We start from the raw sequence: 23,005 nt of genomic DNA, 5'->3' as shown, positions 1-23,005 counted from the left end.
CATTCCCATCGATCCATCACGGGGAGTTGTTCATGCCGCGCGCGTGCGAGCCGGTCGTCCTCGACGAGTCGCCATGGCATCTACTGGGTGCTTATATGCGCCATTGGCGGGAGGAAGTGCGCAGTATTTCGCAGCGTGAGCTGGCCAGGGCCGCCTTCGTCGATCAGGGCGAGCTGTCCAGGTGGGAACGTGGGCTCGCGCGCCCGCACGCCGATCACATCAAAGGGATTGATGATGCTCTGGGGGCTGAGGGGCGACTTGTAACGCTTCATGGGTTGGTTGTGGAAATCGACCGGCTACGTACACTCGCAACAAAGGAGAATTCCGACGAGGAGGTCGCCACGGAACGCCGACAGCTTCTGCGATTCGCCGCCACGAGCGCTGCCTTCGGAGCGTTCGGCATGCCAGGCGAGCCCGTTCGCCGGCTTCTCAGCCTGTCTCTTAACCACGATTTCCGCAGCGTGGCAGAGTGGGAGGTGAGCTGCGCCGATCATCTGCACGCGCTGCGCACCCGCCCGCCCGCGCAGGTGGCCGCGGACCTGGCGATCGACCTGATGACGGTACGCAGGCAGTTGGATGCCTGCGCTTCCGCCGAGCTGGCCGGGTTGCACCGCGTCACGGCCACGCTCTCGGCCATCCTCGCGAACGCGCTGACCCGCCGGGGTGATCACGGCGCCGCGATCCGCTGGTGGCGCACCGCCCGCCAGTCGGCCGACCTCTCCGGGGACTTCGGGCTCCGCCTGCTCGTACGTGGCGAGGAGGCCGGGCACGGACTGTACGGCCAGCGCGCCCCCGAGACCGTCATCCGCCTGGTCGAGTCCGCAGAACAGATCGCCGGGAAGCCGAGCGTCGACTTCATGACCACGCGGGCGAAGGCGCTGTCCATGCTCGGCCGGCATGACGAGGCGAAGCAGACCTTGCACGCCCTCCTCCGGCTCGCCGAGACCGACAGCCCCTCCGACCCGTGGGGCTTCTGGAGTGCGAGTCAGGTTCACTTCGCGGAGAGCTGGGTCCACGCCGGCGCCGGTGAGGAGGCCGCAGCGGCCAGAGCCCGCGATGACGTGCTCAGAATCACCAGGGACTACCAGTACAAAGCGAACATCGCCCTGCATGGAGCGCTGTGCACGGTCGTTCAGGGCGGTACGGACGAAGGGGTGCGGCAGGCGGCGGGGACGATCGGCGGGATGTCTCCGGCGTACCGCAGCACCCACATCCTGGAGACGGGCCGCATGGTGCTCCGCGCCGTGCCCATCGCACAGCAAGGCCGCCCGGCGGTCATGGAGTTCCATGAGGTCCTCGCCACCACCGGGGCCACGAAGCACGCCTGAACTCGACCACGATGACGCTTCGCCGACGGGTTCGGCGCGAGCGGGCAATGGACCGCCTCACCGGCGACACGCTGAAGACCTCGGCCGGCGCGGCCATCGCCTCCATCACCTACGGCTACGACCTCGGCGACAACCTCACCACCAAGACCACCGCCGGGACCGCCGGCGCGGGCACCAACACTGGGCGGGTTCGGCCCGGGCGGCGCGACGTGCAGGAAGAGGCCCCGTGACGCCGGGCGCCACGGGGCCGGGGTCAGCGGCGCAGAGGTTTGAGCGCGACGTAGACGACGCCCGCGATGAGGAAGCCCGCCTCGAACGTGATGTCGCCCACCGCGGGGAACCGGCTCGGGACCAGGCCCACGTACAACTCCTGGTTGCAGAAGAGCCACACCGACAGCACCACGCCGGCGAGCATGGCGATCGGCCCCGCGGGGCTGCGGTGCGACCGGTCGTACAGGCGGGCCAGGGGCACCTCCCCGCGGCTCAGGTACTGGTCGGCCAGCACGACGGCCAGCCACGGGCCGATCCAGTACGAGATGACGAGCAGGAACGACTCGTACTTGTGGCCCGCGTCCTGAAGTCCGGTGAGAGCCACGACGAAGCCCACGACGCCGCACGCGACGGCGGTGAGCGCGCGGCGCATCGTGAGCGGGAGGCGCACGCCCATGGTGAGCAGGGACATCGCGCCAGAGTAGACGTTCAGCGCGTTCGCCGAGACGGCGCCGAGCGCGATGGCCAGCAGGGTCAGGCCGGCGATCAGGCCGGGCAAGTGCGAAGTGAAGGCGGTGGTGGGCTGCCCGAGGGCGTCGCCGCCGATGGTGACCGACGCCGCGCCCACTACCTCCAGCAGCACGCACGGGACGAACACGCCGAGCCCGGCCGCGAGCCCCACGGCCCGCTTGCCGGCGTCCGGCGGCAGGTAGCGGGTGTAGTCGGCGGCGTAGGGGTTCCAGCCGGCGGCGTACCCGAAGGTGGCGCCGACGGTGAGCAGGAACCCACCGAGTCCGCCGCCGCTGCCCGCGAACCCTGGGTCCGCCTTGGTCAGGATGATCGCCGACGCGACCAGGAAGATCACGGCGAGCATCGGGAAGGCGTACCGCTCGAACGCCTGCACCAGGTTGTGCCCGAAGAAGCCGAGCACCACCATCGCCGCGACCACGACCACCAGGCACAGCCACGCCGGCAGCCCGGTCAGCGTGTTGAGCGCCAGCGCCCCGCTGACGCTGTTCACCGCGAACCAGCCGATGCCGGCCGCCACCGTGTTGAACGCCGAGGGCAGCAGGTTGCCCCAGTACCCGAACGGCAGCCGCCCGAGCACCATCTGCGGCACTCCGGCCGCCGGGCCGCGCGCCGACAGCACGCCGTGCGACAGCGCGCCGAGCCCGGTGCCCACGGTGACCGCCAGCACGGCCTGCCAGAAGCTCAGCCCGAACGCGGCGACCGCCAGCACGCCGAGGAAGATGGTCGCGAATTCGAGGTTGGGGGACATCCACGTCCACAGCAGTTGCCGTGGCGTGCCGTGCCGGTCGGCCAGAGGGATGAACTCGACACCGCCGGGTTCCACCGCGGTGATCTTCGCGCCATAGTCGCCTTCGCGTACTGCGACGCCGGGGGGTTCCAGAACCGTCATACCGTGATCGCCTTCAGTTTCTCCATGAGGTATTCGTGCGCGATGACCGGAGGATGCGCGACCGTGCCGATCGGCGGCCCCAGGGACTTCACCTCCGCCAGGGGGTCGCACTCGTAGAAGTAGATGAGGGACACCAGTTCCTCGTCCGGGGCGCTCGGGTCGGGCGGCAGCACCCGGTGCCGCGTGGAGCGCCAGCGGTCGCCGGTCCAGCGGGCGAGCAGGTCGCCGATGTTGATGGTGAAGGAGTCCTCGGCGTACGGCGCGTCGATCCACTCGCCGTCCAGGGTGAACACCTGCAAACCGCCGACGCCCTGCTGCCGGTCGAGGACGGTCACCGTGCCGAAGTCGGTGTGCGGGCCGATGCGGAACTGGCCGGGCTCGGGCGGGCCGACCTGCGACAGCGGCGGGTATCTGTTGATGTTCATCGTGTACGACGGGTGGCCGGCCCGCGAGGTGAAGAAGCCGTCCGGCAGGCCGAGCGCCGCCGCGCAGACGACCAGCAGCTCATCGGCCAGGGCGCGCATGCGGGCCAGATACTCGGTGACCAGGCTCCGCAGCTCGGGCACCTCCGGCGGCCACACGTTCCGCAGGAACCACTCGGCGTCGATCACCGGGTCGCCGATCGGGTCGTCGGCGCCCACCGCGAACGTCTCCTTCAGGTCCGGCGGGGTGGGAGTGCCCTCGGCGTACCCGTTGGCCTCCACGCCGGGCGGCAGCCAGCCCCGGCCGCCGACGGTGACGGCGTAGCGCCGCTTCACTTCCTCGGGCAGCGCGAAGAACCGTTCGGCCGCGGCCCGCACCCCGGCGCGCAGCTCCGGCGGCACCCCGTGGCCGGTGACGAGCAGGAAGCCGATTTCGCGCAGCGCCTGGTCGACCTGCCCCGCCACCTGGGCGCGATCGGCGGCGCCGCCCTGGAACCATGGGGTCAGATCGATGATCGGGACCGTCTTCATGGGTCATGAATCCTCTCCGATGTCCTCGTTCCACAGCGCCGGGTTGGCGGCGATGAACGCGGTCATCAGCTCGACGCATTCGGGGGAGTCCAGCACCGTGACGGACACGCCGTTCTCCGCGAGCCACTCGTGCTGCCCGGTGAAGGTGCGGCTCTCGCCGACGACGAGGCCGGTGATGCCGAACTGGCGGATAAGCCCGCTGCAGTACCAGCACGGGGACAGGGTGGTCACCATGGTGGTGCCCCGGTATGTCCGCTGGCGTCCCGCGTTCCGGAACGCCGCGGTCTCCCCGTGCACCGAGGGGTCGCCGTCCTGGACGCGGCGGTTGCGTCCCCGGCCGAGCAGGCGCCCGTCCGGGCCGAACAGGGCCGCGCCGATGGGAATGCCGCCCTCGGCGAGCCCCTTTCTGGCCTCCTCCAGCGCGATGGCGAGCATCGTGGCCGGGTCGGCGGCTTCGCTGGTCATGGGGCAACTATCTCCCGGGAGGCGCCCGGCGAGAACGGGCAGATCGTCCGTATTATGGCCACCTTCACCAGACAATCCGTAAAGCGGGTGGGTATGCCGCTCACGCTTCGCGAACTGCTGGCCTTCGACGTACTGCGCGAGGCCCGGCCGCGCATACTCGCGGGCGATGCATCGCTGGACCGCGTGGTGCGCTGGGTGCACTCCAGCGAGATCTACGAGATCGGGCCGCTGCTCACCGGGGGCGAGCTGCTGCTCACCACCGGGCTCGGGCTCGCGGGCACCGACGCGGGCGCCCGGCGGCACTACCTGCGCGAGATCGCGCAGCGAGGGGTGGCGGGGGTCGCGCTGGAACTCGGCCGCACCTTCCCCGAGACGCCGCGTGAGCTGGTGGAGGAGGCGCGGCGGCAGGAGCTGCCGTTCATCGCGCTGCACGCGGTGGTGCCGTTCATCCGGATCACCGAGCACGCCAACACGCTGATCGTCGACTACGCCGGCCGGCGGCTGCGCCTCGGGGACCGGGCCACCCGGGCGCTCAACGAGACGCTCATCGCGGGGGCCGGGGTGGCCGGGGTGCTCGCCACCGGGGCCGAGGTGATCGGGGCGCCGCTGGTGCTGGTGGCGGCGAGCGGGGCGCTGGTCGCCGCGCACGGTGTGGCGGGCGACCGGGAGGCGTGGCGGGCCGTGGAGCACGCCGCGTGCGAGACGCCGGTCACCCTCCACGGGGGGCCCTGGGGACGGCTGGTGGCGGGGCCCGGGTCGGCGCTGCCCGGCGAGGACCTGGTGATCGCGCTGGAGCGGACGGCTGTCGCGCTGGCCCTGGCGATGCTACGCACCGGCAGCCCGCCGAGCGAGCGGGACCGGCAGGTGTCCGCGCTGCTGCGCGACCTGATCGAGGGCACCGCCGAGGCGGACGCGGCGGTGCGGGCCATGATGGCGGGGTTCCAGCTGCCGCCCGGCCACGTGCTGGTCGGGGTGGCCGCCGAAGCGGTGGAGACCGCGGCGGCGCTGGCCGTCGTCGACCGGGCCGCGCACATCCTGCACACCTCCGCGATCCGCGGCCGGGTGTCACGCCTGGTACTCGGCGCCTTGGCCGTCCCCCCTTCCCTGACGGACACGGTGGGCGCCGCCGCCCAGGCTTTGGAGGAGGCTTTGCGCCGGCTCAGCGCCACCCAGCTCCACGTCGCCGTGGGGCACCCCGTCGCGGACCTGACCGATCTCGGCCCCTCACTCCGCGACGCCCGGGCCGCCCTGGGCCTGCGCCGCGTCACTCCCGTCGTCACTACCCGCGCCCTGGCCCTGGACCTGGAACTCACCCGCCACTTCGACCCCTCCCACGCGGCGGACCTGGTCCGCCGCGCCATCAGACCCCTGGTCGACTGGGACCGCACCCACCGCACCGACCTGGTGACAACCCTGGAAACCTTCCTTCTCCACGGCTGCAGCCCCACCCGCACCGCCGCCGCCCTCCACCTGGGCCGCCAATCCTTCTACCAACGCCTCCACCGCATAGAAACCCTCCTGGGACACCCGGTCACCGACCCCACCGTCCACACCGCCCTTCTACTGGCCACCACCGCCCACCGCCTCCTTCGCTGACCATCCAGCAGACCCCGCCGGGCGCGTCGGCCGCCCGTGTGAGCGCTACGCGCAGGGAACGCAGGCCCGGCGAGCCCGTCACTGAGAACGTTCAGGGTGGTACGGACGAAGGCTCGCGTCAGCCCGTCCCGTGTCCGCCACCTCGGCCGTATGGGCTATGGGACCTGGCCCGGTTTGTCGACGATGCCGGAGGCGAGTTCCACGTCGGAGAAGACGGCGCCCTTGCGGAAGGCGACCTCGCCGTTGATCAGTTCGTCGCGCAGCCAGATGGTCTGGTCGGCCATCGCCCGGTAGGTGCGGGGGTCGAGGATGAGGTAGCGGCGTGTCGTCTCCTCGCCCTCGGTGCGCCGGAACAGGCCGAGCCCTGTTCGTCCGGTCGCGTCCCTGACGCCCTGCTCGATCGCCACTCCCGGGATCTTCGCCATCGCGCGGAAGATGGCCGCCTCCAGCTTGGGCGGCATGACCGCCTGCTGGCCGAGATACAACGACAGGATTCGATAGGCCCGCGAGTTCGGGTCCTCGACGACCTTGGACTGTGCCTCCTCCTTGGGGTAGTCGACCCAGTGCCGGTCGTCTTTGACGTGGCGGAGCAGCTTGTCCGGGTCGGTCGGGAGCTTGAGCAGCTTCTCGCGGTACTGCTGAGGTGAGAGATCGTCGTCGTCCGGATCGGGCGGCACATCGCTCACCTTGAACTTCCCCTTGAAATCCCACCCGGCGGTCTGCTTGCCGTCGTAACGCGTCCATCCCTCCCGCACCGTGGTCTCGCCGTCCGCGGGTTGCCTGTCGAGGATCTTGCTGTACACCCACTGGTCGGCCCGGGGTTCGGGCGCGAGAGTTCGCTTCTCCACGGTCTTCGCCGCCTTCTCCAGCGCCGTCTCGGAGTTCAGCAGAACGGTCCGGACGGGGGGAGTGCCCGGAACCTCCGGCGTGCTCCGCGACATCGGCACGGCGATCGCGACGACCAGCACGGCGGCCACCGCCGCGATCAGCATGGACGGCATGAGCGCGAACCTCCGCCCGTCCCGGATCACCCGGCGGCGGACGCCGCCCAGCCGGTCGGCGTCCGGTGTCGGCGCGTCGGCGCGCATCTCGCCGAGGATCTTCAGGTCATCCATGGTCGGCGTCCTCCTCCTCGTCGGTGGCGACGGCGGACGGATCGAGGCCGCCCAACGCCGCGCGGGTCTTCTTCCTGGCGCGATGCAGCCGCGAGCGAACGGTTCCGATGGGTATGCCGAGGGAGAGGGCCACCTCCTCGTAGCTCAGATCGGCCCAGGCGATCAACAGCAGGACCTCGCGGTCCTGCGGCGACAGCAGCGCGAGCGCCCCCGCGAGATCGCGCTGCGCCGCCGATGCGGAGACGCGGGCCTCGACCCGGTCGGCGTAGCTCTCCGCCACCTCATCGACGCCGGTCCTGGCCAAGGCGAGATAGAACCGCACCTCCGTGCGGCGGTGCTTGCCGATCAGGTTGGCCGCGATGCCGTACAGCCAGGGGCGGGCATTGGGGTGGCGGGCGTCGTAACGGTCGCGGCGCCTGAAGGCGGCCAGGAACGTGTCCGCCACGACGTCGTCGGCCAGTGAATCACCCAGCCGTCGGGTTACATAACGGTGCAAAGCGGGCGCGTGCCGGTCGAACAGGGCCCCGAAGGCCGCGGGATCGCGTCTGGACCGCTGGATCAGCTCCGCGTCATCCAGAGTCGCTTCGGCTGTCAAGCCTGTGCTCCGTTCCTCGGTGTGGTCACCCTCTTTCACCCGAACCCCCGGCGGCGGTTCTCGCCCCGCCGCCGGCGCATCCCCACCTGTGGCGGGAGGTGAAGAGCGCTGCCACACTTCCCCGGTGACCTCACTCCCCCTCGCTCCGCCGCGAGCGGTGATCGCCGCGCGGCGTCACCGGTTCGGCGCGAGCCTCATCGATACGCTGATCCTGACCGTGCCCGGGGTCGCCATCCGCTCCGTGGCCTTGAGCGGTCCCGCGGCGGACGGCGGCGAGCAGGCCGCCGGGTCCGGTTGGCTCGACCTCTGGCTCGCCAACCCCTACGCCGGGAACCCGTTCTGGTATCTCGACGTCGCGGTGGCCATCATGTTGTTGCTGTACTTGTGGATCTGTCACGCCTACTGGGGACAGACCATCGGAAAACGGCTGTGCCGGCTGCGGGTCGTCCGTGCTGACGGCACCCCTTTGACGCCGTCCCAAGCCGGAGTGCGGTCTGTCGTCTCCGCGGCAGGGAACTTGATCCCCTACGTGGGGCTTCTCTTCTCGCTGGTGGACGGCCTGTGGATCTTCGGCCCGAGCAAGAGGTGCCTGCATGACGTCGTGGCGGGCACCGTCGTGGTCGATCTGAAGGCCGTGGCGGGGGAGACCGGCGGTCGCTCGGGTCGCCCCCTCGTCCTCACCGTCGGGTTGCTGGTGATCGCCTTGCCGTTCGCGTGGTTCCTCTGGATCGCCTGGGGCTGAGGTCCTGGGCAGGAGGTCAGGGCCCCGTGGTACCGGGCGAAACGCGTATTGCGTAACGTTCGTCAGGAAATGGGATTTCGGTGGTGAGGCAGGCGGCCGGAGGGCGCGGGCATGGGTGAGCTGGTCGAGCGGGCGGCGAAACTGGACGCCGAGGACCCCCTGCGGCGGGTCCGGGACGAGTTCGACCTGGACCCCGAGGTCGTCTACCTGGACGGGAACTCGCTGGGAGCGCCGCTGCGCCGGGTGGCCGAGCGGGTCGAGCAGGTCGTCCGCGAGCAGTGGGGCCGCAGGCTGATCAGGTCGTGGCCGGAGGGCTGGTGGACGGCGCCGGAACGGGTGGGGGAGAAGATCGCCCCGCTGGTCGGCGCCGCGCCGGGCCAGGTGGTCGTGGCCGACTCGACCAGCGTGAACCTCTTCAAGGCGCTGGTGGCGGCCGTGCGCATGGCCCCGGGACGGCGCGAGATCGTCGTGGACGCCGCGACGTTCCCGACCGACGGGTACATCGCCGAGTCGGTGGCCGAGCTGACCGGCACGGTGCTGCGTCCGGTCCTGCCCGACGCCCTCGACGAGGCGCTCGGCGACCAGACGGCGGTGGTCCTGCTCAACCACGTGGACTACAGGACCGGGCGGCTGTACGACATGGCGGCCGCCACGGCGAAGGTCCACGCGGCCGGGGCGAGGGTCGTGTGGGACCTGTGCCACAGCGTCGGCGTGCTGCCCATCGCGCTGGACGCGCTGCGGGTGGACCTCGCCGTCGGCTGCACCTACAAGTTCCTCAACGGCGGCCCCGGGTCGCCCGCCTTCATCTACGTGCCGAGCCACCTGCAGGCGGAGTTCCGCCAGCCGCTGTCCGGCTGGGGCGGGCACCGCGACCCCTTCGCGATGGACGCCCGGTACGAGCCCGCGCCCGGCATCGCCCGCGCCCGCGCCGGCACTCCCGACATCCTCTCGCTGCTGGCCCTGGACGCCGCGCTGGACGTCTGGCGGGAGGTCGACCTGGCGGACGTGCGCGCCAAGGGGCTCGCGCTGACCGAGTTCTTCATGGACTGCGCGGACGAGCTGCTCGGCGGCGCCGTCGAGGTGGTGACCCCGCGCGACGACCGGCGCGGCCACCAGGTGTCCCTGCGCCACCCGGACGCCGAGACGCTGGTCGCCGAGCTGACCGCCCGTGACGTCATCGGCGACTACCGCACCCCCGACATCCTGCGCCTCGGCTTCGCACCCCTGTATGTCCGCTACCAGGACGCCCTGGAGGCCGCGACATCCCTCGCGGCCCTCCTCGCCAGGTCAGGCTGAGCGACGGCTCATCCCCCGATGGAGGTGCAGGGGCGGGTGCGGAGGTCGGCGACGTAGTCGTCCGGGGCGCCGGCCTTCTCGGCGGCGTCCGCCAGGATGCCGAGGTAGCGGGCCGAGGGCAGGCCGCCCTCGTAGTCGTCGAGCACGTAGAACCAGGCGACGACCTCGCCGTCCAGGGTGGCGACGCGCAGGCGGACCTTGTGGTACAGGCCGAGCACGGCGCCCTCCCACTGGTCCAGGGAGGTCTCGTCCCACTCGGGCACGTCGTAGAGGACGACGAAGACGTGCTCGTCGGGATCCTCGGCGATCGTGGCGAGCGCGCCCTCCCAGCCGACGTCCTCTCCACCGAAGGTCAGGCGCCAGCCTTGCAGCCAGCCCGTCCCGCGCATGGGCGAGTGAGGAGCCCGCTGAGCCATCTGCTTCGGGTCCATGTTGCTGCCATAGGCGGCGTAAACCGGCACGGCACACAAGACTAATCCAAGATCGGCGCGCGGATCCGGCCTCGCGGTTTCAACACGCGCGGAACCGTGGCCGACCAGCGCCGTTCTTCCGGTGATCGACACCACGACCGTGGATTCATAGGGGTTTTCCGGGGCTAATCAACCTTTTTTACTGGTCTTCGAGGGTTTAGGCCGGGTATTGCATGCCTCGCACTGCTCGTCATGCGGGACAATGGGGTACGTGACGAGGATTGTGATCATTGGTGGCGGGCCCGGCGGTTACGAGGCGGCGCTGGTCGGCGCCCAGCTCGGAGCCGAGGTCACCGTGGTCGAACGCGACGGTCCCGGCGGAGCCTGCGTGCTCACCGACTGCGTGCCGTCCAAGACCATGATCGCCACATCCGTCCGCAAGCAGGCCCTGCTGGACGCCTCCTCCCTCGGCGTGAACTTCACCGGCGGCCCCGACGGCGACGTCGGCGGCGTGCGGGCCGACATGCCGCTGGTCAACAAGCGCGTCAAGGAGCTGGCCGCCCACCAGTCGGCCGACATCGCGGCCCGCCTCGCCGCCGAGGGCGTCCAGGTCGTCCAGGGTGCGGGACGGCTGGTCGACCCGCAGGTCGTCCGGGTCGGCGACCAGACCATCAGGGCGGACGTCGTCATCGTCGCCACCGGCGCCACCCCGCGCGTCCTGCCGGGGGCCGAACCGGACGGGGAGCGGGTGCTCAACTGGCGCCAGCTCTACGACCTTCCCGAGCTGCCCGAGCACCTCATCGTCGTCGGGTCGGGCGTCACCGGCGCCGAGTTCGCCGGCGCCTACCGCTCGCTCGGCTCGGAGGTCACGCTCGTCTCCTCCCGCGACCGGATGATGCCGAACGAGGACGCCGACGCGGCCGAGGTGCTGGAGGAGGTCTACCGGCGCCGCGGCATGAACGTCATGGGCAAGTCCCGCGCCTCGTCGGTCAAGCGCACCGAGGACGGCGTGGTCGTCACCCTGGAGGACGGCCGGACGGCGGAGGGCAGCCACTGCCTGATGACCGTCGGCATGGTGCCGAACACCTCCGGCATCGGCCTTGAGGGAGCCGGCGTCACGCTGGACCGCAACGGCTTCGTGCAGGTCGACAAGGTCTCGCGCACTTCCGCCCCCGGCGTCTACGCCGCCGGCGACTGCACCGGCGTGCTGATGCTGGCCTCGGTGGCGGCCATGCAGGGCCGCATCGCCGTGTGGCACGCGCTCGGCGAGGCCGTGCAGCCGCTGCGCCTGGCCACCGTCGCCTCGACGATCTTCACCGATCCCGAGATCGCCGCCGTCGGCATCGCCGAACGGCAGATCCAGGCCGGCGAGGTCGAGGCGAACATCGTCAAGCTGCCCCTGGCCACCAACGCCCGGGCCAAGATGCAGGGCTTCAACGACGGTTTCGTGAAGCTCTTCTGCCGGCCGAACACCGGCATCGTGCTCGGCGGGGTCGTCGTCGCCCCGCGCGCCTCGGAGCTGATCCTCGCGGTGTCGCTCGCCGTCCAGCACCGGCTCACCGTGGACCAGATCGCCCACACCTTCGCGGTCTATCCCTCGCTCGCCGGCTCGATCACCGAGGCCGCCCGCCGCCTGATGCTCCCCGGCGCGACCATCATCTGATCCCGCCCGCCGTCGCCCGGTCTCGGCCAGGTCAGGTGAGGCGGGATCGGACGCGGGTGAGGGCCTCGTGGCCGTGGTGGAGGGCCGCCGCGACCCCGGCCAGCTCGGGCTCGGAGCGGGCGTTGGTCAGGGAGTGCTTGGCGGCCTCGTAGGCGTCCAGCGCGCGCCGCCAGTCCTGGTCCACGCTGCCGGTGTTCATGTGGTTGATCTTGTAGTCGAAGTCGAGCGCGTCGATCTCCTCGCCAAGCCTGATCACGTTCTCCTCCGCGGCGCGCCGGGCGCCGGCGAACCGCGCCGCCCGCTCGACCCTGCGCCGGTGCGACAGGCCCCAGAAGATCAGCGTCAGGCTCAGCCCCACGCCGCTGAGGATCACCAGGACCAGGCCCAGCCCGCCCTTGCCCCGGGAGGCCGCCGGCTGCCCGAAGTCGGACGTGGTGTCACCGGCGTCCTCGGGCAGGTCCTCGGTGCTGCCCTTCGCGTCGCTGGGGACGTCCTTGGGCTCGCCGAGCGCCCCGGTCAGGTCGAGGTCGTCGGCCTGGGTGAAGGACGCCTGCTCGACCGTCGCCCCGTGCAGGTCGGCGCCGTCCATCTCGGCCTGGGTGAACTCGGCCTCGCTGAGGTTGGCCCCCTTGAACACCGCGAACTGGAGCTTGGCCTGCCCCAGCTTCGCCTCGTGCATCTTGGCCTTGGTGAAGTCGGCGTTCCTGGCCTGCAACTGGCCGAGGGTGGCCTCGTTGAGGTCGGCGCCCGAGAGCTTGGCGTCGGTCAGGTTGGCCTGGGTCATCTCGGCCCGTGCCATGACCGCGCCGGTGAGGTCGGCGTGCGGCAGTTCGGCCTGGCCGGCGTCGGCGTCGGTGAGCACGGCGTTCCTGAGGGTCGCGTGCTTGGCGTGGAGCTGGCCGAGGTCGGCGTTGGACAGGTCGGCGCCGGTCAGGTCGGCGTACTCCAGGTGCGCCTGGGTGAAGTCGGCCTCCTTCATGGAGGCGTTGCGCAGGATCGCCCCGGACAGGTCCTTCTGGGTAAAGTCCACCTCGTCCAGCTTGGCGTTCGTCAGGTCCGCGCAGCGCAGGTTCTCCGGAAGGGCGGCCCCGTCGGTGAAGTCCTTGCCGCGGAGCTTCACCCCTGACCCGGGCTTGCAGGGCGCCGCCAGCGCTGTGTGCGCCGCCGTGGCGGCGGCCGGGGACGCCGCCGACGCCGGCACGGCGGGAACGGCGAGAACGAACAGCCCGGACATCAGGGCCAGGGGGATGGAACGACGCAACGCAAGCCTCCTCGACAACTGGGCCGAGTGTGGCAGGTGATCATATACGGGGGGTTGCACCCGCCTTGCAGATCGCTTTCGCGTGCACCGGTGCCCCGCCGTACGACGGCGCCGGCCTCGCCGTCCCACGACCCGCCGCCCCGGCGCCGATCACACTCAGCACCCTGTCGGGTGAGGAGACCTGGGCCAAGGCGGGCAAGGGAAGAGCCCCGGCCGCGTGCGCGGGCCGGGGCTCTGTGTCCAAGGAGAAGGGGTTACCAGTCGCCGCCACCGCCGAAGTCGCCGCCGCCGAAGTCGCCACCGCCACCCCAGTCGCCGCCACCGCCGAAGTCGCCGCCGCCACCGCCCCAGTCGCCGCCGCCGGACTCGGCGCCCTGGGCGAAGCCGGCGTCGTACCCGGCGCCGTAACCGCCGCCGCCCCAGCCGCCGAAGGATCCGCCGAGCATGGTGCCGATGAGCATGCCGGTCATCAGGTCGCCGCCGAAGCCGCCGTAGTAACCGGAGGCGTAGGGGGCGTACGCGGGGCCCGCGTCCCAGTAGGGACGGCGCTGGCCGTCGACCATGACCTCGCGCATGTGCGGGTCGAAGCCCTGCTCCACGCGCTGCGCGTCGGCGGCGCAGGCGGGGACGTCGCGCGGGGCGCCGCCGGGCGGGGCCCACAGGACGTCGCGCGCGGACGGGCCGTGCTGCGGGTTGAAGAAGCAGGGGGCGCGCCGCTCGGGGAGCGGCTCGTTGCTCACCCGGGCCTTGACGCACGCGAGGGCGTAGCGGCCCTCTTCGAGGGCGGTGGTCACGCCGCGCAGGTCGTCCGCGCGCTTGACCGCGGCCAGCTCGTTCTTGGCCCGCTCGTAGGCGTCCAGGGCCTGCTGCCAGTCGCCGCTGGTCTTGGCCTGGTTGTCCGACACCTTGACGTCGAGGTCCAGCGCGGTGATCTCCTCGCCGAACTTGGTGACGTCCTCCTCGACGGTCTGCTTGACCTGGGCGAGCTCGGCGGCCTCGCGGGCCTCGCGCTTGCGCTTCTTGCTGCGGGAGATGAAGAAGATGCCGAGGCCGCCCACGACGGCCAGGACCAGGATGCCGATGAGCACCCCGCCGCCGCCCCCGCCACCCGCGGCGCTGCCGGCCTTGAGCGCGCCCTTGGTGTCACCGCTCACGGCCTTGTCGACCCGGTGGACGAAGTCCTCCATGCCGGAGACGACGTCCTTGTTGTTGCTGGTGGCCGCGGTGGCGAGCTGGCCCGCCAGGCCCGTCTTGCGGATCGCGCTCGACCCGGCGAACAGCGTGGTGCCGTCCAGGACGGCGACCGTGGCGCGCGGACGGCCCTCGGCGGCCAGGGCCCGGCCGAGCGCGGTGATCAGCGGGCCCGCCGAGGCGCTGTCGGTGACGGTGCCGTCGGCCAGCGCGGCGACGTAGATCTTGCTGTCGGCGCCCTTGAGGGTCTTGCGCATGTCCGAGAGCTGGCTGGAGCTGAGCGAGACGCCGGGGGCGACGTAGAGGGGGTCGCCCGTCTTCCAGGCGGCGATGATCGTGTTGGGATCCGGGGGGGCCGCGGCCTGTGCCGCGTGCGGCAAGGCGAACAGCGTCAGCAGTCCGGCCAGCACGGCCACGAACGTGGCAGTGGCGCGGCGCATCGTATGAGTGGTCACGGCTTTATGCCTCCTTCGTCCTACAGGACGAATGGCGGGTCGTCTGAGTTCCTCGGTACGCCACCGTATCTCCACGCGTACGCGAAGTCGCGACAGACGCGTACGCGAAGTGGTGCCAGGCGCCCACACCGGTAGAGCCGGAACGCCTACACGCGGTGGTGCCGAACGCGTGCGCGAAGTCGCCGGTGGACGCGTTGTGCGCTGTCCACGAACGTTCGCCGGGTCGGGCACCGTAGAGCGGCGCCGGCATCGCCGTACCACGCCCCGCCGACCCGGCGCCGATCATCTCAGCACCGGTCGGGTGGAAAGCCGCACCAGCCTGCAGTGGTGGCGTGGGCGTATGTGGGGCCAGGGGGCGCGGGGTCAGGCGTCCTTGATCTCGCAGATGGCCGCGCCCGCCGTGACCGTCTGGCCGACGGCCGCCACCAGGCCGGTGACCACGCCGGCCTTGTGCGCGGTGAGGGGCTGCTCCATCTTCATGGCCTCCAGCACCACGACCGTGTCGCCGGCCTGCACGACGTCGCCGTCGGAGGCCGCCACCTTCACGATCGTGCCCTGCATCGGGCTGACCAGCGAGTCGCCGGTGGTGGCGGCGGCCGCCGCGCCCTTGCCGCCGGCGCGGCGGGACGGCTTCTTCGGCGCGGCCTGGCGTGTCATCGCCGAGGCGGCGGGCAGCACGACCTCCAGGCGCTTGCCGCCGACCTCCACGACCACCCGCTCGCGCTCGACCGGCTCCTCGGCGGCGCTCTCCCCGGCGTACGGCTCGATCGTGCCGGTGAACTCGGTCTCGATCCACCGGGTGTGCACCGAGAACGGCTCGCCGGTGAAGGCGGGGTCGGACACGACGGCCCGGTGGAACGGCAGGACGGTGGGCATGCCCTCGACGACGAACTCCTCCAGCGCGCGGCGCGAGCGGGCCAGGGCCTCCTCGCGGGTGCGGCCGGTGACGATCAGTTTGGCGACCAGCGAGTCGAACGACTGCGGCACCGTCATGCCGGCCTCGTAGCCGGCGTCCAGGCGCACGCCGGGGCCGGCGGGGGCGCGCAGCGTGGTCAGCGTGCCCGGCGCCGGGAGGAAGTTGCGGCCGGCGTCCTCGGCGTTGATGCGGAACTCGATGGAGTGGCCGCGCACCTCGGGGTCGCCGTACCCGAGGGGCTCGCCGTCGGCGACGCGGAACATCTCGCGCACCAGGTCGATGCCGGTGACCTCTTCGCTGACCGGGTGCTCGACCTGCAGCCGGGTGTTGACCTCAAGGAAGGAGATCGTGCCGTCCTGGCCGACCAGGAACTCGCAGGTGCCCGCCCCGACGTAACCGGCCTCCTTCAAGATCGCCTTGGAGGAGGAGTACAGCAGATCGAGCTGCTCGCCGGACAGGAACGGGGCCGGGGCCTCCTCGACGAGCTTCTGGTGGCGCCGCTGCAGCGAGCAGTCGCGCGTGGAGACCACCACGACGTTGCCGTGCCGGTCGGCGATGCACTGGGTCTCGACGTGCCGGGGCCGGTCGAGGTAGCGCTCGACGAAGCACTCGCCGCGCCCGAACGCCGTGACGGCCTCGCGCACGGCCGACTCGTACAGGTCGGGGATCTCCTCCATCGTGCGGGCGACCTTCAGGCCGCGCCCGCCGCCGCCGAAGGCGGCCTTGATCGCGATGGGCAGGCCGTGTTCGGAGGCGAAGGCGACGACCTCCTCCACGCCCGACACCGGGTCGGGGGTGCCGGCCACCAGGGGGGCGCCGACGGCCTGGGCGATGTGCCGGGCCGCGACCTTGTCGCCGAGCGCGGTGATCGCGGACGGCGGCGGCCCGATCCAGGTGAGGCCGGCGTCGATCACGGCCTGGGCGAACTCGGCGTTCTCCGCGAGGAAGCCGTAACCGGGGTGGACGGCGTCGGCTCCGGAGTCGGCGGCGACGCGCAGCAGCTTGCCGATGTCGAGGTAGGTCTCGGCGGGCGACTGCCCGCCCAGCGCGTACGCCTCGTCGGTCATGCGCACGTGCAGCGCGTCGAGGTCTTGGTCGGCGTAGACCGCGACGCCGGTGAGGCCCGCGTCCTTGCACGCCCTGGCAATCCGCACTGCTATCTCGCCACGATTGGCGATCAGGACCTTCCGCACCGAGGTCGTCCCTTTCCTCCAGAGGCCTTGCGCGCCTTCAACGGAGTGTAAGCGGGCTTTGATCCGCCGTGAGCCCCTACCCCCCGCTTACATGCGCGTCCTACGATCGTTTGTACGGCGCGGAGCCGATAATCACTAGGTATAACCGGTGCGTCTGAGGGGTTGGCCGTCTAAAGTAGGGGCGTTTGGCTACCCACTGTGTGCGACCGATCCCGAAGGAGACCGGCCATGAGCCAGAGCTTGCTCGGCGGCGACCCCGCGGAAATGCAGAACATGGCAGCCCAGTTCACACAGCAGGCCGAGCAGGTGCGCCAGACGATGGCCGCGCTCGACCGTGAGGCGGCCAAGGTCGGCACCGCCTGGACCGGCCCGGGCGCGGTGCGTTTCGGCGGCGCCTGGCAGAACTACCGCCAGGCCTTCCAGCGGATGTCGGAGGAGCTGGCCGAGGCGTCCCGCATCATCACGACCTACCGGGGCAACATCGAGTCCGCCACCCGTTAGCCCGGTGCGCCGGGCGTGCTCGCGCGCGGCCGCCCGGGTGGCGGCCATGGCGCGAGAGAGCGTGAGGACACCGCGGCAGGACGCGGCGACGGCGGACGGCGGCGGGCGGGGGCGAGCGGGCGACCGCGGCGCCTCGGTCATCGAGCTGGCGCTGATCATGCCGGTCGTGCTCGCGGTGATCCTGCTCGTCGTGCAGTTCGCGCTGGTCTTCCACGGGCGTCAGGTGGCCGACGCCGCGGCCCGTGAGGGCGCGCGCGTCGCCCGGGGCGCCGGCGCCTCCGCGGGCGGCTGGCAGTCCTCCGCCGAGGCCCGGGCGCGCGGCATCGTGCGCGCCATCGGGCCCAAGATGCTGCAGGGAGTCCAGGTGCGCGCCTGGGAGAAGGGCGACCAGCGCGGCGTGGTCGTCGAAGGCGACGCCGTCGCCGTGGTCCCCCTGTTCCCCGGAATGACCTTCAAGATCACCTCGACGTTCGGCGGGCCCATCGAGTGCTTCCGCCCCGACGACGGCGACACCGGCTGCCAGTGACCCCCTCCCGGAGCCGGGAAGGGCGTCAGGGAGCGGTGAGGGCGGCCTGGACGGGCACGGGCGTGCCCGAGGTCACCAGCAGCCCGCGGCCGGGCGGGCCGCCGACGGCGCCGCGCGGCAGGCGGACGTTGAACAGGTCGCCGTCCGCCGGGCTCTGCACCGACAGCAGCAGCCCCGTCCGCGCCTTGCGCGCCTCGGCCACGAACCCCCGGTAGGCGGTCGCCAGGTCTCCCGTGGTGCCGGCGATCAGCAGGGCGTGCTCGCCGTCCCTGCCGCTGCGCAGCGTCTCCTCCAGCGCCTGCCCCAGCGGGGAGTCCGGAGAGACCAGCTCGGCGTCGTCCACGACGACGACGTACCGCTCCTGGCCGGCCACCAGCGCGGCGAGGTCCTGGACGTCGCTGGTGAGCACCCCGAGCACCCCGGGCTCGCCGGACAGCTCGCGCAGCGGGCTGCGGCGGGGGGCCACCAGGGCGACCGGGGTGTCCTGCCCGAGCAGGAACCGCACGGCCGTGACCAGCGCGGACGAGCGCCCCGACCGCGACGGCCCGGCGACCACGGCGGCCGGACCCTGCGCCAGCAGGTCGACGCCGAGCGGGGCCAGCGCGTCGCCGCCGGCGCCGAGCAGCGCCCACAGCGGCGAGGGCGGCTTGAAGCCGGGGGCCAGGTCCAGCGCCTGCGCGGCGGTGACGCGCAGGGGCAGCGCGTCCACCCGCAGCGGCGCGGCCGGCTCGGGGAAGGCCTCGGCGGCGGCGCGGGCCAGGTCCTGCAGCGCGGCGACCTGCGCCGGCCCGGACGGGTCGTCGCGCAGAAGGGCGATCTGGCTCTCGACGACGCCCTGTTCGCCGAGGGACATCGCCCGCCCGGGGGGCAGGAAGGACGGGATGCCGCGCGGGGGCAGGCCGGCCAGGCCATAGTCGGCGGGGTCGGCCAGCCGCATGATCAGGCGGTCCTCGAACAGCGTCGAGATCTGGCCGAGCAGCCCCGAGCGGTCGGAGGTGACCACGGCGCGCAGTCCGACGGCCGGGCCCTCGCGCAGGAGCTGCATGAACGCCTCGAGCAGCCGTCCGTAGTCGTAGCCCTCGAACGCGGCGGTGAAGCCCTCCCAGCGGTCCAGCATCAGCACCAGCCACGGCAGCCGCGGTGCCGCCTCGCCGTCCGGGCCGCGCCGCCGGGCGGCCCTCGCCTCGGCGAGGGAGGCGTACCCGGCCTCGGCGAGGAGCTGCTGCCTGCGGCCGACCTCCTCGCGCAGCCGGGTGAGCAGCCGCTCCACCCGGTCGAGCTGGTCGCGGGTGACCACCGCGCCGCAGTGCGGCAGCGCGACCAGGGGGAGCAGGGAGCCCGACCCGCAGTCGACGGCGTGCAGGTGCAGGTCGTGCGGGGAGGCGTGGGCGGCGATGGCGCCGGCCAGGGTGCGCAGGGCCGTGGAGCGCCCGGTGCGGGCCGTCCCGGCGATCAGCAGGTGCCCGCCGTGGGCGGGGTCGAGCACGAGCGGCCTGCGGTCCTGCGCCCAGGGCATGTCGGTGACGCCGAACGCGAGCGGCGGCACCTCGCCCTGCTCGGCCGCGCCGCCGGATTCCGCACGGCCGTCCGATGGCAGCAGGAACGTGTCGGGAAGCGGCGGCAGCCAGGGGCTGGGCTGCTCTTTCACGCCCAGCATGCGGGCGGCGTCGGCGACGGCGTCCACCAGGAGGGCCAGGTCGGCGGCGGGCCCGGCGTCGGCGGCGGACGGGGCGTCCGCCTCGGGCCCGGTGCGCAGCGGATGGCCGAGGTCGCGCCAGCCCACCTCGACGACCTTCGGCCCGCCGCCGCGGCGTGCGGCCGTCGGCGCCCTTCCGCCGATGCGGGCGGTCTGCACGGCTTGCGCCGGTCCGGCGCCGGAGCGCACGTAGCACCGTCCGGGGGTCGCCTTGGAGATGTGCGCGGCCTCGGGTCCCGCGATCACGTCGGCCGACTCCGACGGCTCGGTGACGCGCAGCGCGATGCGCAGGGAGGTGTTGGCCTGGATGTCGGCGGTGACCACGCCGCCCGGCCGCTGTGTGGCGAGGATCAGGTGGATGCCGAGGGACCGGCCGCGCCGGGCGATGTCGACCAGGCCGTCCATGAAGTCCGGCAGCTCGGACACCATGGCCGCGAACTCGTCGATGATCAGCAGCAGGCGGGGCAGGGGCGTCGCGGCGGAGCCCCGGACGCCGTGGTCGCGCAGCTCGTGGTAGTCGTCGATGTCCTTGGCCCCGGCGGCCAGCAGCAGGCGCTCGCGCCGGCGGATCTCGGCGGCCAGGGAGGCCAGCGCCCGCTGGGTCAGATGCTCGTCGAGGTCGCTGACCATGCCGACCGTGTGCGGCAGGCGCACGCACTCCTTGAACGCCGCGCCGCCCTTGTAGTCGATCAGCACGAACGTCATCTCGTCGGGCCGGTTGGCGACGGCGAGCGAGCAGATCAGCGTCTGGAGCAGCTCGGACTTGCCCGCGCCCGTGGTGCCGGCGACGAGCGCGTGCGGGCCGTCCGCGCGCAGGTCGACGCTGAACGGCCCGTCGGGCCCGACGCCGATCGGCACCTCGGTGGTGCGGCCCCCCGCCCGCCACCGCGCCGCGACGGCCCGGCCGGACGGGGACAGCTCCAGCAGGTCGAGCAGGCGGACCGAGCCGGGCAGCACGGCCGCCGCGTCATCCCTGCTGACGTCCCGCAGCGGCGCCAGCGACCGGGCGAGGCGGTCGCACCAGGCGGGCGAGACCTGGTCGGCGAGGATCTCGCCGATGGCCTCGAGCCCTCCGCCGCGCAGCCGGACGAAGCCGTCGCCCCCACACTCGACGACCGTCGCGCACTCTTCCGGCAGCAGCCGCCGGTCCTCGTCGATGGCGATCGTGTACACCCCGGCGCGCGGCCCCTGGCGCAGGACCTGCGGCATGCCGGGCAGGGTGCGCAGCACCTGGGCGCCGTCCAGGATCAGCAGCACGTCGTAGGGCCGGTCGTCGTAGGAGGCGTACAGCGGCTCCTCGTCCGGCGTGAAGGACCGGCCCCATCCCTTGGCGGAGGTCAGCGCGCCGAGGCCGTGCGCGTCGTCGCCGAGGCGCTCGGCGATCAGCGCCGACAGCTCGGCGACCCGCTGCGCCGCCGCTTCGGGGTCGGCGCCGACCAGGGCGACGCACTCGGCGTCCCTGGGCGCGCAGTGCGGCAGCCAGCGCGTCCACCCCCACTGGTCCGCGCCGTCGGCGTTGGCCGACAGCACGACCACCGCCAGGTCGCGGGGGCTGTGCAGGGTGGCGGCCGCGCCGGCCAGGGACCGGATGAGGCCGAGCGCGACCTCGCGCGACCCGGTGACGCCCGCCACGCCGAGGCGCCGCATGGCCAGCGAGACCGGCACGGCCCCCGACAGCGGCGGCTCGGGCATCGGCGTGTCGGGCGAAGCGCCCCGTTCGGGGACGAACTCGATCTCGGCCGGCAGGTCGGCCAGGCCGATGCGCAGGCGCAGAGCGTCGGGGTCGTGGCTCCTGCGCTCCCACAGGCGCCCGCGCGGCCCGGTCGCGGTGAGCAGCAGCTCGGCGGGGTCGGGGGAGGCGGCGCGGCGCTCCACCTCGTTGACGGCCCTGGCCTTGTCGATCGCGGTCTCGAAGGCGGCCAGCCGCTCGCGGTAGGCCTTCATGGCCTGGCGGTACTTCTTGCGGCCGTGCCGGCGGTCGCTGATCCACTGGCCGATCATGATCGCGGGAGTCATGAAGGCGATCAGCAGGTAGAACCAGACGTGGAAGACCGCGACCAGGGTGATGCCGAGGACGGCGGGCAGGAGGGCGGCGAGCAGTTGCAGGCGCGCCCCCTCGCCGCGGCTCGGCTCTGCTGGCACCTCGAAGCGGCGGCGCCGCTCGGCCGGGCGCAGGCGCGGCGGACGGTTGTAGGCCAGGCCACCGTCCGGCAGGGCGTCGAGGTGAGCGTCGGCGGGCTCGGTGGCCCGCAGCACCAGGACGGAGTTCCCGCAGGCCAGCGGCGTGCCCTCCGGCCAGGGGCGGGGCGCTCCCACGGGCTCGCCCGCGAGCCTCGGGACGGTGTGCGCGGCGCCGCGCGTCAGGTCGCCGATGACCTCGGCGCCCGCGGCCACGGCGACCGGCCCCTTGCCATGGGGGGCTCGGCCCCGCGCGCGGCGGCGGGCGGCGCGGCGGGCTCGGCGCGACGGCTTGGCGGCCCTGCCGCCGGAGGAGTACATGGACCTGACCAGCACGTCCTCCGGGGTCACCCGCACCTCGGCGGCCTCCGGCGCCAGGTGGTGGTCCTCGACGTGGACGGCGCAGGACGGGTCGGACCCGATGACGTGGACGCCGAGGCCCAGCCGGTGGACCGAGCCGGCGGCGGGACCGCCCACCACCCTGACCTCGACCACGCCGCCCGGCTCGGCCAGGAGGGTGGACCCCGCGGCGCGCTGGTCGAGCGTGACCAGGTCGCCGTCGCGCAGCGCGGCGGTGACCGGCGCGTCCGGGGCGAGCCGCCTGCCGTCCACCCACAGCGACGGCGCCTCGGGCGCGGTCCGCGGGCGCGGCTGCCCGCCGAGCCCGTACGGGGCGCGGGCGCGCGGCAGGCGCACGACGTTGCCGTGGCGCTCGGCGGGCGAGCCGTCCAGCGCGGCGGCGAGCCCGGCGACCGTGGTCTCCTCGTCGCCGTCGACGACGACCTCACGGTGGCCGTGTTCTGAGACCACGGTAAGCATGATCCGCATGCGACGTCTCCTCCGGGTCCGGGCTCCCGCGCTTCAACGTAGCGACGGGAGTTCGGCCGGTCCGGAGGTTTACGTCAACCAGACCTGCGGGTGCCCGTCTTCGTGCTCGTCCACTTTGTTGCCGTCAGGCCCAATGACGTACCACTCGCCGCCCGACATGTTCCGTCCGATGCCGAGTGATTCTCCATCACTCGCGGTCCGTGGCAAGGCCGGTCGAGCTGCGGATTTCGGAGCTTCATGCATGTTTGATGCCATATGTGGTTAATAGGGCGATTTGTACTGAGTGGCCAGCGGGGCTGCCGTTCGATGTCGTGGGACGGTTGCCCACATGGGCTGTGGGTGGAGCTGTGGACAACTGCTCACCCTGTGGATAACTCGATGACCTTGTGGCGGGATTTCTGGCCTTGAATCGGATATCTGGCGATGATTCGGGCGGATGTGGGCCGGGGGATAACGTCGTGGTGCTG

The 23,005-nt window shown here is 72.4% G+C and carries 18 protein-coding genes; 8 read left to right on the top strand and 10 right to left on the bottom strand.

All coding sequences use genetic code 11. The features are described from left to right. Positions 1-32: 32 nt before the first annotated feature. Positions 33-1,328 (top strand): helix-turn-helix domain-containing protein, encoded by a 1,296-nt coding sequence (locus tag ACFQSB_RS09895; RefSeq protein ID WP_380825773.1) that lies wholly within the window; start codon positions 33-35, stop codon positions 1,326-1,328. 11 nt (positions 1,329-1,339) lie between these two features. Then, positions 1,340-1,558: a hypothetical protein gene (locus ACFQSB_RS09890; RefSeq protein ID WP_380825771.1), complete on the top strand. Its 219-nt coding sequence runs from the start codon at positions 1,340-1,342 to the stop codon at positions 1,556-1,558. A 23-nt stretch (positions 1,559-1,581) separates the two neighbouring features. Here ACFQSB_RS09890 and ACFQSB_RS09885 read toward each other — a convergent pair whose 3' ends face one another. Genes ACFQSB_RS09885 through ACFQSB_RS09875 form a run of 3 tightly spaced genes read right to left on the bottom strand, consistent with a single transcriptional unit; the run spans position 1,582 to position 4,376 of the window. Continuing rightward, positions 1,582-2,958 (bottom strand): purine-cytosine permease family protein, encoded by a 1,377-nt coding sequence (locus tag ACFQSB_RS09885; protein WP_380825770.1) that lies wholly within the window; start codon positions 2,956-2,958, stop codon positions 1,582-1,584. Then, on the bottom strand, positions 2,955-3,911 hold the full coding sequence (locus ACFQSB_RS09880; RefSeq protein WP_380825769.1) for an isopenicillin N synthase family dioxygenase: 957 nt from the start codon (positions 3,909-3,911) through the stop codon (positions 2,955-2,957). Before ACFQSB_RS09880 ends, ACFQSB_RS09885 begins: the two co-directional genes overlap by 4 nt. A gap of 3 nt (positions 3,912-3,914) precedes the next feature. Further along, on the bottom strand, positions 3,915-4,376 hold the full coding sequence (locus ACFQSB_RS09875; RefSeq protein WP_380825768.1) for a nucleoside deaminase: 462 nt from the start codon (positions 4,374-4,376) through the stop codon (positions 3,915-3,917). 93 nt (positions 4,377-4,469) lie between these two features. On the opposite strand from ACFQSB_RS09875, the gene ACFQSB_RS09870 reads away from it, so the two are divergent. Further along, positions 4,470-5,972 (top strand): PucR family transcriptional regulator, encoded by a 1,503-nt coding sequence (locus ACFQSB_RS09870; RefSeq protein ID WP_380825765.1) that lies wholly within the window; start codon positions 4,470-4,472, stop codon positions 5,970-5,972. 155 nt (positions 5,973-6,127) lie between these two features. Here ACFQSB_RS09870 and ACFQSB_RS09865 read toward each other — a convergent pair whose 3' ends face one another. Further along, a complete protein-coding gene (locus ACFQSB_RS09865; protein ID WP_380825764.1) occupies positions 6,128-7,087 on the bottom strand; it encodes a CU044_5270 family protein in 960 nt (319 codons plus the stop codon). After that, a complete protein-coding gene (locus tag ACFQSB_RS09860; RefSeq protein WP_380825763.1) occupies positions 7,080-7,682 on the bottom strand; it encodes an RNA polymerase sigma factor in 603 nt (200 codons plus the stop codon). The genes ACFQSB_RS09865 and ACFQSB_RS09860 overlap by 8 nt, the downstream gene beginning before the upstream one ends. 157 nt (positions 7,683-7,839) lie before the next feature. Here ACFQSB_RS09860 and ACFQSB_RS09855 point away from each other — a divergent pair, with 157 nt between their 5' ends. Continuing rightward, positions 7,840-8,424: an RDD family protein gene (locus tag ACFQSB_RS09855; RefSeq protein ID WP_380825762.1), complete on the top strand. Its 585-nt coding sequence runs from the start codon at positions 7,840-7,842 to the stop codon at positions 8,422-8,424. A gap of 111 nt (positions 8,425-8,535) precedes the next feature. Then, positions 8,536-9,720: a kynureninase gene (gene kynU, locus ACFQSB_RS09850; protein WP_380825760.1), complete on the top strand. Its 1,185-nt coding sequence runs from the start codon at positions 8,536-8,538 to the stop codon at positions 9,718-9,720. 8 nt (positions 9,721-9,728) lie between these two features. Here the strand turns inward: kynU and ACFQSB_RS09845 are convergent, their stop codons facing one another. Further along, positions 9,729-10,181 carry a gamma-glutamylcyclotransferase gene (locus tag ACFQSB_RS09845; protein ID WP_380825759.1) on the bottom strand — a complete coding sequence of 151 codons (453 nt, stop codon included), beginning with the start codon at positions 10,179-10,181 and terminating at the stop codon, positions 9,729-9,731. A gap of 220 nt (positions 10,182-10,401) precedes the next feature. On the opposite strand from ACFQSB_RS09845, the gene ACFQSB_RS09840 reads away from it, so the two are divergent. Further along, positions 10,402-11,793, top strand: coding sequence for an NAD(P)H-quinone dehydrogenase (locus ACFQSB_RS09840; RefSeq protein WP_354837277.1), 1,392 nt, complete (start codon positions 10,402-10,404; stop codon positions 11,791-11,793). 31 nt (positions 11,794-11,824) lie between these two features. Here the strand turns inward: ACFQSB_RS09840 and ACFQSB_RS09835 are convergent, their stop codons facing one another. The 3 genes from ACFQSB_RS09835 to ACFQSB_RS09825 form a co-directional block, all read right to left on the bottom strand. After that, entirely contained in the window at positions 11,825-13,054 is a 1,230-nt protein-coding gene (locus ACFQSB_RS09835; protein WP_354837275.1) for a pentapeptide repeat-containing protein, read from the bottom strand. 254 nt (positions 13,055-13,308) lie between these two features. Further along, positions 13,309-14,700 (bottom strand): hypothetical protein, encoded by a 1,392-nt coding sequence (locus ACFQSB_RS09830; RefSeq protein WP_380825758.1) that lies wholly within the window; start codon positions 14,698-14,700, stop codon positions 13,309-13,311. Between the two features lie 363 nt (positions 14,701-15,063). Beyond that, positions 15,064-16,809 (bottom strand): acetyl/propionyl/methylcrotonyl-CoA carboxylase subunit alpha, encoded by a 1,746-nt coding sequence (locus tag ACFQSB_RS09825; RefSeq protein WP_354923501.1) that lies wholly within the window; start codon positions 16,807-16,809, stop codon positions 15,064-15,066. 228 nt (positions 16,810-17,037) lie between these two features. Here ACFQSB_RS09825 and ACFQSB_RS09820 point away from each other — a divergent pair, with 228 nt between their 5' ends. Continuing rightward, a complete protein-coding gene (locus ACFQSB_RS09820) occupies positions 17,038-17,310 on the top strand; it encodes a WXG100 family type VII secretion target (protein ID WP_354837269.1) in 273 nt (90 codons plus the stop codon). Positions 17,311-17,371: 61 nt separating this feature from the next. After that, positions 17,372-17,836, top strand: coding sequence for a TadE family protein (locus ACFQSB_RS09815; RefSeq protein ID WP_380825756.1), 465 nt, complete (start codon positions 17,372-17,374; stop codon positions 17,834-17,836). A gap of 25 nt (positions 17,837-17,861) precedes the next feature. On the opposite strand, the gene ACFQSB_RS09810 is transcribed toward ACFQSB_RS09815, so the two are convergent. Beyond that, entirely contained in the window at positions 17,862-22,538 is a 4,677-nt protein-coding gene (locus tag ACFQSB_RS09810; RefSeq protein WP_380825754.1) for an FtsK/SpoIIIE domain-containing protein, read from the bottom strand. Positions 22,539-23,005 lie beyond the last annotated feature (467 nt).

It is taken from the genome of Sphaerisporangium rhizosphaerae, from assembly GCF_042665155.1.
In the GTDB taxonomy this organism is placed as follows: Bacteria; Actinomycetota; Actinomycetes; order Streptosporangiales; family Streptosporangiaceae; genus Sphaerisporangium; species Sphaerisporangium rhizosphaerae.
Note: the sequence above shows the minus strand (reverse complement) of the source record. Positions and strands in the feature narration are given on the sequence as shown.